Annotated in this window: 12 protein-coding genes, 1 tRNA gene and 1 pseudogene; 7 read left to right on the top strand and 7 right to left on the bottom strand. The window is 64.4% G+C overall.

What is annotated here, in order from left to right; all coding sequences use genetic code 11:
- Nucleotides 1-82: pseudogene (locus A9W95_RS26445) on the bottom strand (3-hydroxyacyl-ACP dehydratase); the annotation flags it as partial.
- A complete protein-coding gene (locus tag A9W95_RS26440; RefSeq protein WP_371328090.1) occupies nt 69-335 on the bottom strand; it encodes a MaoC family dehydratase N-terminal domain-containing protein in 267 nt (88 codons plus the stop codon). The pseudogene A9W95_RS26445 and the gene A9W95_RS26440, both read right to left, overlap by 14 nt.
- Here A9W95_RS26440 and hadB point away from each other — a divergent pair.
- From hadB to rplA, 7 genes are all read left to right on the top strand, one after another.
- The gene (hadB, locus tag A9W95_RS18100) at nt 264-686 is read left to right on the top strand and encodes a (3R)-hydroxyacyl-ACP dehydratase subunit HadB (RefSeq protein ID WP_067415717.1); all 423 of its coding nucleotides are present in this window, start codon (nt 264-266) and stop codon (nt 684-686) included. The genes A9W95_RS26440 and hadB overlap by 72 nt on opposite strands.
- A gap of 16 nt (nt 687-702) precedes the next feature.
- On the top strand, nt 703-1,203 hold the full coding sequence (gene hadC / locus A9W95_RS18095; RefSeq protein ID WP_067415701.1) for a (3R)-hydroxyacyl-ACP dehydratase subunit HadC: 501 nt from the start codon (nt 703-705) through the stop codon (nt 1,201-1,203).
- A gap of 136 nt (nt 1,204-1,339) precedes the next feature.
- A tRNA-Trp gene (locus A9W95_RS18090) sits at nt 1,340-1,412 on the top strand.
- 101 nt (nt 1,413-1,513) lie between these two features.
- The gene (gene secE, locus A9W95_RS18085; RefSeq protein WP_067415698.1) at nt 1,514-2,026 is read left to right on the top strand and encodes a preprotein translocase subunit SecE; all 513 of its coding nucleotides are present in this window, start codon (nt 1,514-1,516) and stop codon (nt 2,024-2,026) included.
- 26 nt (nt 2,027-2,052) lie between these two features.
- Nucleotides 2,053-2,769, top strand: a complete 717-nt coding sequence (gene nusG, locus A9W95_RS18080; RefSeq protein WP_067415695.1) for a transcription termination/antitermination protein NusG — start codon at nt 2,053-2,055, stop codon at nt 2,767-2,769.
- 24 nt (nt 2,770-2,793) lie between these two features.
- Complete coding sequence (gene rplK / locus A9W95_RS18075; RefSeq protein WP_067415692.1) at nt 2,794-3,225, top strand: 50S ribosomal protein L11; 432 nt, start codon at nt 2,794-2,796, stop codon at nt 3,223-3,225.
- 75 nt (nt 3,226-3,300) lie between these two features.
- A complete protein-coding gene (rplA, locus tag A9W95_RS18070) occupies nt 3,301-4,008 on the top strand; it encodes a 50S ribosomal protein L1 (RefSeq protein ID WP_067415689.1) in 708 nt (235 codons plus the stop codon).
- Between the two features lie 9 nt (nt 4,009-4,017).
- Here the strand turns inward: rplA and A9W95_RS18065 are convergent, their stop codons facing one another.
- The 5 genes from A9W95_RS18065 to mmaA2 all read right to left on the bottom strand — a co-directional run bounded on the left by A9W95_RS18065 (nt 4,018) and on the right by mmaA2 (nt 8,921).
- A complete protein-coding gene (locus tag A9W95_RS18065) occupies nt 4,018-5,235 on the bottom strand; it encodes an RNA polymerase sigma factor (protein WP_067415686.1) in 1,218 nt (405 codons plus the stop codon).
- 9 nt (nt 5,236-5,244) lie between these two features.
- Nucleotides 5,245-5,937 (bottom strand): YciI family protein, encoded by a 693-nt coding sequence (locus tag A9W95_RS18060; protein ID WP_067415683.1) that lies wholly within the window; start codon nt 5,935-5,937, stop codon nt 5,245-5,247.
- A gap of 98 nt (nt 5,938-6,035) precedes the next feature.
- Complete coding sequence (mmaA4, locus tag A9W95_RS18055; protein ID WP_067415680.1) at nt 6,036-6,932, bottom strand: hydroxymycolate synthase MmaA4; 897 nt, start codon at nt 6,930-6,932, stop codon at nt 6,036-6,038.
- Nucleotides 6,933-7,054: 122 nt separating this feature from the next.
- Nucleotides 7,055-7,936 carry a cyclopropane mycolic acid synthase family methyltransferase gene (locus A9W95_RS18050; protein ID WP_067415677.1) on the bottom strand — a complete coding sequence of 294 codons (882 nt, stop codon included), beginning with the start codon at nt 7,934-7,936 and terminating at the stop codon, nt 7,055-7,057.
- Between the two features lie 118 nt (nt 7,937-8,054).
- Nucleotides 8,055-8,921 carry a cyclopropane mycolic acid synthase MmaA2 gene (gene mmaA2, locus A9W95_RS18045; RefSeq protein WP_067415674.1) on the bottom strand — a complete coding sequence of 289 codons (867 nt, stop codon included), beginning with the start codon at nt 8,919-8,921 and terminating at the stop codon, nt 8,055-8,057.
- Nucleotide 8,922 lies beyond the last annotated feature (1 nt).

Raw genomic sequence — 8,922 nt, 5'->3', positions numbered from 1 at the left:
CCAAATCTCCCCGGGTCAGCGGATAGGTCCGCTCCGGAAGCTGGTCGCCAACCTTCACCGAATTGAATTCACGCAGCGCCACTAGAAAATCCTTCTTCCCCATCCTCGCCGGCACGCCCCGCGAGGGTTGTGTAGGTCTCCTGCACGGTTTCACCGTTTTCGTTCGTGATGATGTTCTTGGTCACGATGATCTGCGTGCCGTGCGCCTGACGTATCGAGTCCACGAAGACATCACAATAAAGCTTGTCACCAGCGACGATCGGCTGCGTGAATTCAATTCGGTGAAGGTTGGCGACCAGCTTCCGGAGCGGACCTATCCGCTGACCCGGGGAGATTTGGTGAACTACGCGGGGGTTTCCGGTGACTTGAACCCCATTCACTGGGACGACGAGATCGCCAAGGTCGTGGGACTGGACACCGCGATCGCACACGGCATGCTGACGATGGGTATCGGCGGCGGCTACGTCACCTCCTGGGTCGGTGACCCCGGCGCCGTTACCGAATACAACGTGCGGTTCACCGCGGTGGTGCCGGTGCCCAACGACGGCAAGGGCGCCGAGCTGGTCTTCAGCGGCCGGGTGAAGTCGGTCGACCCGGAGAGCAAATCGGTCACCATCGCGTTGACAGCCACCACCGGCGGCAAGAAAATCTTCGGCCGCGCCGTCGCGTCCGCGAAACTCGCTTAGGAGCTGGCTCAGCCTTATGGCGCTTAAAACCGATATCCGCGGAATGGTCTGGCGATACCCGGACTATTTCCTGGTGGGCCGCGAGGAGCTGCGTAGGTTCGCCCAGTCGATCAAGTGCGACCACCCGGCCTTCTACGAAGAATCGGCGGCCGCCGAACTCGGCTACGACGCGATCGTCGCACCGATGACCTTCGTGACGATTCTGGCTAAGCTTGTCCAGCTGGACTTCTTCCGGAACGTCGACGTGGGCATGGAGACGATGCAGATCGTCCAGGTCGATCAGCGATTCCTCTTCCACAAGCCGGTGTTGGCCGGTGACAAGTTATGGGCCCGGATGGACATTCACTCGGTCACCGAGCGTTTCGGCGCCGACATCGTCGTGACCAAGAACATCTGCCACGACGGCAACGGTGAGCTGGTGTTGGAGGCTTACACCACGCTGATGGGCCAGCAGGGCGAAGAATCGGCCAGGCTCAAATGGGACATGGATTCCGGCCAGGTTGTCAGAACCTCGTAATCACGATCTGCAATTAGTATCTGACTGATCCGCCCATGTACACTCGGGCGTCGGGGTTTTCCCAGTACCAGCGCGCTGTCCGTCGGTTCGCGATCGCCGAACGGGGAGCGCGCGAGCTATGTAAGCCCCGGATACTAGGGGCGTAGCTCAACTGGCAGAGCAGCGGTCTCCAAAACCGCAGGTTGCAGGTTCAAGTCCTGTCGCCCCTGCCCAGCGCGCACCATGGGTATGGTGCCATGGTGGACACTGGAAAGTGTGTCCCTCCTCTAGCGGGACGGATCGCGGGAACTAGCGAACAAAGGAGCATGCGGTGAGCGACGAAGGCGATGTTGCCGACGGCGCCGCAAGCAACGGCGGCGACACGGAGGACAACCGCGACAGCGGCGGTCGGACGGCCGTAGTGACCCAAACGGCGACGCGGCCGCAACGCCCTACAGGTAAGCGGTCCCGCCAGCGCGCGGTGGAGACCGACGAGGACGCCGAGGAATCCTCGGCCCCGACGGAGGGCGCCACAAAGGACGCCAAGAAGGACACCAAGAAGGACGCCGCGAAGAAGGACCTCAAGAAGGACGCCAAGGGCGCCAAGGCCAAGGGCGGCCCAAAGGCCAAGAAGAAGGCCGGTGCCGCGTCGGCCAACCCCATTCTTTTCGTCTACAACTACCTCAAGCAGGTCGTAGCCGAAATGCGGAAGGTCATCTGGCCGAACCGCAAGCAGATGCTCACCTACACGTCGGTGGTGCTGGCGTTTCTGGCCTTCATGGTGGCGCTGGTCGGCGGCACCGATCTGGGCTTGAGCAAGCTCGTGCTGCTGGTGTTCGGCTGAGGCAGTGACAGGAAGGACTACAGACGGTGACGACCTTCGACGGTGACACGTCCGCGGGCGAGGCGGTGGACTTACAGGAAGGCACCGCTGTCGAAGAAGCAGCGGCCCCGGCTGAAGAGGTCGACCCGGCCGCCGCGCTGAAGGCGGAACTGCGTAGCAAGCCCGGCGACTGGTATGTCATCCACTCCTACGCCGGCTACGAGAACAAGGTGAAGGCCAACCTCGAGACCCGCGTGCAGAACCTGGACGTCGGCGACTACATCTTCCAGGTGGAAGTGCCGACCGAAGAGGTCACCGAGATCAAGAACGGCCAGCGTAAGCAGGTCAATCGCAAGGTGCTGCCCGGCTACATCCTGGTGCGCATGGACTTGACGGACGACTCCTGGGCCGCGGTCCGCAACACACCCGGAGTGACCGGGTTCGTCGGTGCGACGTCGCGGCCGTCGGCGCTTTCTCTGGACGACGTGGTGAAGTTCCTGCTGCCGCCCGGGGCGACGAAGAAGGCCGCCAAGGGCGCGGCCAGCACCGCAGCCGCGGCGGAGGCCGGTGGCCTGGAGCGTCCGGTCGTGGAGGTCGATTACGAAGTGGGCGAATCGGTCACCGTGATGGACGGACCCTTCGCCACCCTGCCGGCCACGATCAGCGAGGTCAACGCCGAGCAGCAGAAGCTCAAGGTGCTGGTGTCGATCTTCGGCCGGGAGACGCCGGTGGAGTTGACCTTCAGCCAGGTCTCGAAGATTTAATCAAGGAAGGAACAGCGACACCCCATGCCTCCGAAGAAGAAAAAGGTCGTCGGGCTGATCAAGCTCCAGATCGTGGCGGGACAGGCCAACCCGGCCCCGCCGGTCGGTCCGGCGCTCGGCCAGCACGGCGTCAACATCATGGAGTTCTGCAAGGCCTACAACGCCGCGACCGAGAGCCAGCGCGGACAGGTCATCCCGGTGGAGATCACGGTCTACGAGGACCGCAGCTTCACCTTCGCCCTGAAGACGCCGCCGGCCGCCAAGCTGTTGCTCAAGGCTGCGGGCGTGGGCAAGGGCTCGGCCGAGCCGCACAAGAACAAGGTCGCCAAGGTCACCTGGGACCAGGTTCGCGAGATCGCCGAAACCAAGAAGACGGACCTCAACGCCAACGACATCGACGCCGCCGCGAAGATCATTGCCGGCACCGCCCGGTCGATGGGCATCACCGTCGAATAGTTCGGCGACGAGAAGCCGTGGGAGGGCCAGCTTCGGCCCGATCAACCACAACCCAACACGAGATTGGACAGATGAATGAGCAAGAACAGCAAAACCTATCGCGCGGCCGCCGAGAAGATCGACCGCAGCAACCTCTACACCCCGCTGGAGGCGGCCAAGCTCGCCAAGGAGACGTCCTCGAGCAAGCAGGACGCGACCGTCGAGGTGGCGATCCGGCTCGGTGTCGACCCGCGCAAGGCCGACCAGATGGTCCGCGGCACGGTCAACCTGCCGCACGGCACCGGTAAGACGGCCCGCGTGGCGGTGTTCGCGGTGGGGGAGAAGGCCGAGCAGGCCCAGGCCGCCGGCGCCGACATCGTCGGTAGTGACGACCTGATCGAGAAGATCCAGGGTGGCTTTCTGGACTTCGACGCCGCGATCGCCACGCCCGACCAGATGGCCAAGGTCGGTCGCATCGCCCGCATCCTGGGGCCGCGTGGTTTGATGCCCAACCCCAAGACCGGGACCGTCACCCCCGACGTGTCCAAGGCCGTCGCGGACATCAAAGGCGGGAAGATCAACTTCCGGGTGGACAAGCAGGCCAATCTGCACTTCGTGATCGGCAAGGCGTCCTTCGACGAGAAGAAGCTGGCCGAGAACTATGGGGCCGCGCTAGAGGAAGTGCTGCGGCACAAGCCGTCGTCGTCGAAGGGCCGGTACCTGAAGAAGGTCACCGTGTCGACGACGACGGGCCCGGGCATCCCGGTGGACCCCGCCGTCACCCGCAACTTCGCCGAGGCGTAATCCCGCGCGCTACCCGCCGCACTCGGCGATGCGCCGCCGCAAGAATTGCCTTCCAGGCTCGGAGCCGTTGCTCTGCAACGCGATTCGATACCACTCGACCGCTGCGGCGGGCTTTCCGGCCCGCCGCAGCAGGTCCGCCCGCACCGACGCCACCAGGTTAGAGCGGGTCAGCCGGGGATCGTGAGCCACCTTTTCCAGCGCCGCCAGCCCGGCGTCGGGACCGTCGCGGAATCCGACCGCCAGGGCGCGGTTGGCCAACACCACCGGCGAGTCGGTGAGCTGCAGTAGTCGGTCGTAGGCCGCGCAGATGGTGGTCCAGTCCGTCGCCTCCCAGGACGGTGCCGTGGCATGCACCGCCGCGATGACCGCCTGGGGCAGATAGGGGCCGGTCGACCCTTCGGCGCGGCGCAGTCGATCCAACCCGCGGGCGATGCGCCCGCGCTCCCACTGCGCCCGCGGCTGCTCATCCAGCGGCACCAACGCTCCGGTGGTGTCCACTCGGGTCGCGCGGCGCGAATCGTGCAGCAGCATCAGAGCAGTCAACGCGTGCGCCTCACGTTCCTCGGGCAGCAACGCACACAGCTCCTCGGCCAGCCGGATCCCTTCGGTGCAGAGTTCGTCCCGAATCGCAGCCGGCCCGGCCGTCGACCAGTAGCCCTCGGTGAACACCGAATAGATGCAAGCGAGCACGTGAGGTGTGCGGTCGGGCAACAGCTCCGCTGGCGGCACCCGCAGCGGGATGTTGGCATGCCGAACCTTGTGCTTGGCGCGGGTGATCCGCTGACCGACGGCCGCCTCGCTCTGCAGCAACGCCCGCGCGATTTCGGCGACGGTGAGGCCGGACACCAGTCGCAGCGTGAGTGCCAGCTGAGATTGCCGGTCCAGCGCCGGATGCGCGCAGGTGAACATCATGCGCAGTTCGTCATCGCGGACCGGCTGCGGTTCCGTGTGCGCGGTACGCGCCTGAATGTCGTCGATCACCGCCGCCAATTCCTTTCCCGGACGGGCGGATTCGCGGCGCAGCCGATCACGGACCCGGTTGCGGGCGACCGTCACCAGCCAGCCGCCCGGGTTGTTCGGCACCCCGTCGCGAGGCCAGGCGCGAAGCGCCTCGGTACAGGCTTCCTGGACGGCGTCCTCGGCGACGGTCAGATCACCCGACCATCGCGCCAGCGCCGCGACGGCAGGGCCCCATTCCCGGCGGAAGACGCCGTCCAGGTCGGCCATCACCACCGGTTACAGCCCGGAGACTCCAGCCAGCTGGTGCAGCTGTACGGCGCTCGCGGGAATCATCGATGCCAGCTTGACGGCCTCGTCGCGATCCTGGGCGTCGAGCAGGTAGACGCCGGTGGCCACTTCGGCGCCTTCGGCGAACGGTCCGTCGGTGATCAGGACCTCGCCGCCACGCACCCGCACCGTCGTCGCCGTGGACCGGTCGTGCAACGCGGCGCCGGCGATCACATGCTCGCCCGCAGCGGCGTGAAAATCGCCGTGGCGTGCCGCCACCGCCTCCCACTCGGGTGTGCCCGGCGTGTGCGCGGATGCGGGGGGTTCCAGGAGCAGCGCGAGCCAGTCGTTGCCTGTCAGGGCTCGCGACGGCTCGATCGCATGGAAGACGGGCCACACCTCCACCGCCCCGAACGCGGCGACCGGCACGCCACGCGCCAGTGCTATCGCCTCGTCGAGGTTCTCGGCTTCGAAGACGTAGTAGCCGCACGCCACCTCGGCGGACTCGGCGAAGGGGCCATCGGTGATCGTCGGCGCGTCCGGACCGCCGGTGATGCGCACGCCAGCGGGTGAGAGAGCGTCTCCGGCCCGGATTGCCGAGCCGGCTCGAGCATGGAATTCCTGGAACGCCGCCATCGCCGCGTCCTGGTCGTCGGGCGTGCGGTCTTGTTCCTTGCTGAGCAACAGCGCGAAGTACTGCATGTGTCGTCACCTCCGGGTAGTGAGCGCAACCCCATGTTGCACTCTCTACTGATTCGACGAACGACACGCCTCCGATCCGACAGGGCGCGCAGATGGTTCTACGCGGCGGCGCCGGGCTTGAGGTAGGTCACCAGCCGCACGTCCAACATCTCGTCGCTGAAGTAGTGCTCACAGCCGCGCAGGTATTTGATGTAGCGGTTGTAGACCTCTTCGGAGGTGATTTCGATGGCCTTGTCCCGGTTGGATTCCAGCGCATCGCCCCAGATGTGCAGCGTCTTGATGTAGTGCGGACGCAGCGAACGTGCCTCGGGCACAATAAATCCGGCCTTCTCGCCGTGTTCGACCATCATCTCCGTCGAGGGCAACCGGCCGCCGGGGAAGATCTCGGTGATGATGAACTTGATGAAGCGCGCCGTTTCGAAGCTCAGCTTCTTGCCGCGGGCAGCCATGTCGAACGGGTGGTATCCGACGCTGCTCTGAATGGTCATCCGCCCGTCGTCGGGCATGATGTTGAAACACCGCTTGAAGAAGTCGTCGTAGTTTTCGTGACCGAAGTGCTCGAAGGCTTCGATCGAGACGATCCGGTCGACCGGCTCGTTGAAGTCCTCCCACCCATGCAGCAGGACCCGGCGGGAGCGGTCGGTGTCCAGGGCGCCCAGCACCTCCTCGCAGCGGGCGTGCTGGTTCTTCGACAGCGTGAGTCCGATGACGTTGACGTCGAAGCGCTCGACGGCGCGGCGCATGGTGGTGCCCCAGCCGCAGCCGATGTCGAGCAGCGTCATACCCGGCTTGAGGTCCAACTTGTCGAGGTTGAGGTCGATCTTGGCGTACTGCGCTTCTTCCAGGCTGATGTCCCACGGTTCGAAGTAGGCGCAGCTGTAGATGCGGGTGGGGTCCTGGAACAGGGCGAAGAAGTCGTCGGAGACGTCGTAGTGCGCCTGGATGTCTTCGGAGCGCGTACGCGTCTTCGTCTGAGTGCTGGGTTCTTCAGCCATAGTCGTTCTGTTCTCCTGGTGGTTATTGCTCAACCGCACGCCAAAGCATCGGCGTCAAGGCAACCGGGGCTTTTCTCACCGACTCGAGGGTTGATTCCCGTGGCCGGCCGTGACACAGCAGTCTACTTGGCCAGGGTGAATTGGTTGCAATCGATGTAGCCCGTCCGAAAGGCCTTGGCGCAGCCGGTTAGGTAGTGCATGTATTTGTCGTACATCTCCTCCGACTGAATCGCGATGGCCTCGTCTCGCCGCCCTTGCAGCGCTTCGGCCCAGAAATCCAGCGTCTTGGCGAAGTCGTGTTGCAGGGACTGGATCCGGGTGATGTTGAACCCGACCTTGGCCGAATGCTCCTCGACCTTCTCGATCATCGGCAGCCGCCCGCCGGGGAAGATCTCGGTCACGATGAACCGGATGAACTTCGCCATCTCCATGGTCAGCGGGATGCCGCGCTCCATCACCTGTTTGACGTGCAACCCGGTGATCACGTGTAGCAGCATGACGCCGTCGTCGGGTAGGGCCTCGTAGACGAACTTGAAGAAGTCGTCGTAGCGGTGATAGCCGAAGTGTTCCAACGCTTCGATGGTCACAATGCGGTCCACCGGCTCGCTGAAGTCGGCCCAGTCCTGCAGCATCACCCGATGCGAACGGTTGGTGTCGACGCTGTCGAGCAACTGCGTGCAGTAGTTGTGCTGGTTCTCCGACAACGTCAGCCCGACGACGTTCACGTCGTACTTCTCGACCGCGCGCTTGAGCACCGAGCCCCAGCCGCAGCCGATGTCGAGCAGCGTCATGCCGGGCTCTAGGCCCAGCTTGTCGAGCACCAGATCGATCTTCGCGAGCTGCGCTTCGTGCAAGGTCATGTTGTCGCGCGGGAAGTAGGCGCAGCTGTAGGTACGGGTCGGGTCCACGAAGAGCGCGAAGAATTCGTCGGAAAGGTCGTAATGCGCTCGAACGTCCTCAGAATTGGACCGCAAGCTACCGGCGCGAGTTGACGTATCAGACATAAGTCCTCCAGATGGGACTGGCGCACCCCCCCGCGAGGTGACCATCCCCGGGCACCCTACACGCAGCCTGGCGCATCCTTTGCATTTGTGTTGGCGTGACCCAAGCTTTCTCTCATGGTCACGACTTCTCCAGTGTGAACTGGTTGACGTCGATATAGCCGGTGCGAAACGCCTTGGCGCACCCAATCAAATACTTCATGTACCGCTCGTAGACCTCTTCGGACTGAATTTCGATGGCCTGGTCCCGATGCGAGCCCAGCCCCTCGGCCCACAGGTCCAGCGTGCGCGCGTAATGCGGCTGGAGCGACTGCCGGCGGGTCAGGGTGAACCCCGCCTGTCCGGAACGTTCCTGCACCATCTCGATCGACGGCAACCGGCCGCCCGGAAAAATCTCGGTGACGATGAACTTGATGAATCGGGCCATCTCGAACGTCAACGGGATGCCCCGTTCCACGCACTGCGGTCCGGTCAACCCGGTGATCGTGTGCAGCAACATCACCCCGTCGGCGGGCAGGATCCGGTAGGCCAGGGCGAAGAAGTCGTCGTAGCGGTCGTGGCCGAAGTGCTCGAAGGCGCCGATCGACACGATGCGGTCGACGGGCTCGTCGAATTGTTCCCAGCCGTTGAGCAGCACCCGCCGGGTGCGCTGGGTGTCCATCGCGTCGAAGGACCGCTGCACGTGGGCGGCCTGGTTCTTCGACAGGGTCAGGTCCACGACGTTCACGTCATATTTTTCGATCGCGCGGCGCATGGTGGCGCCCCACCCGCAGCCGACGTCGAGCAGCGTCATCCCCGGCTGCAGGCCCAGCTTGCCCAGTGCCAGGTCGATCTTGGCGATCTGCGCCTCTTCCAGAGTCATGTCGTCGCGCTCGAAGTAGGCGCAACTGTAGGTCTGGGTCGGATCCAGAAACAGCCGGAAGAAATCGTCGGATAAGTCGTAATGCGCCTGCACATCGTCGAAGTGCGGCGTGAGTTCGTCGGCCACG

The organism is Mycobacterium sp. 1423905.2 (assembly GCF_001673155.1).
Lineage (GTDB): Bacteria > Actinomycetota > Actinomycetes > Mycobacteriales > Mycobacteriaceae > Mycobacterium.
The sequence above is the reverse complement of the archived record's forward strand: the minus strand, read 5'-3'. Positions and strand labels throughout refer to the sequence as shown.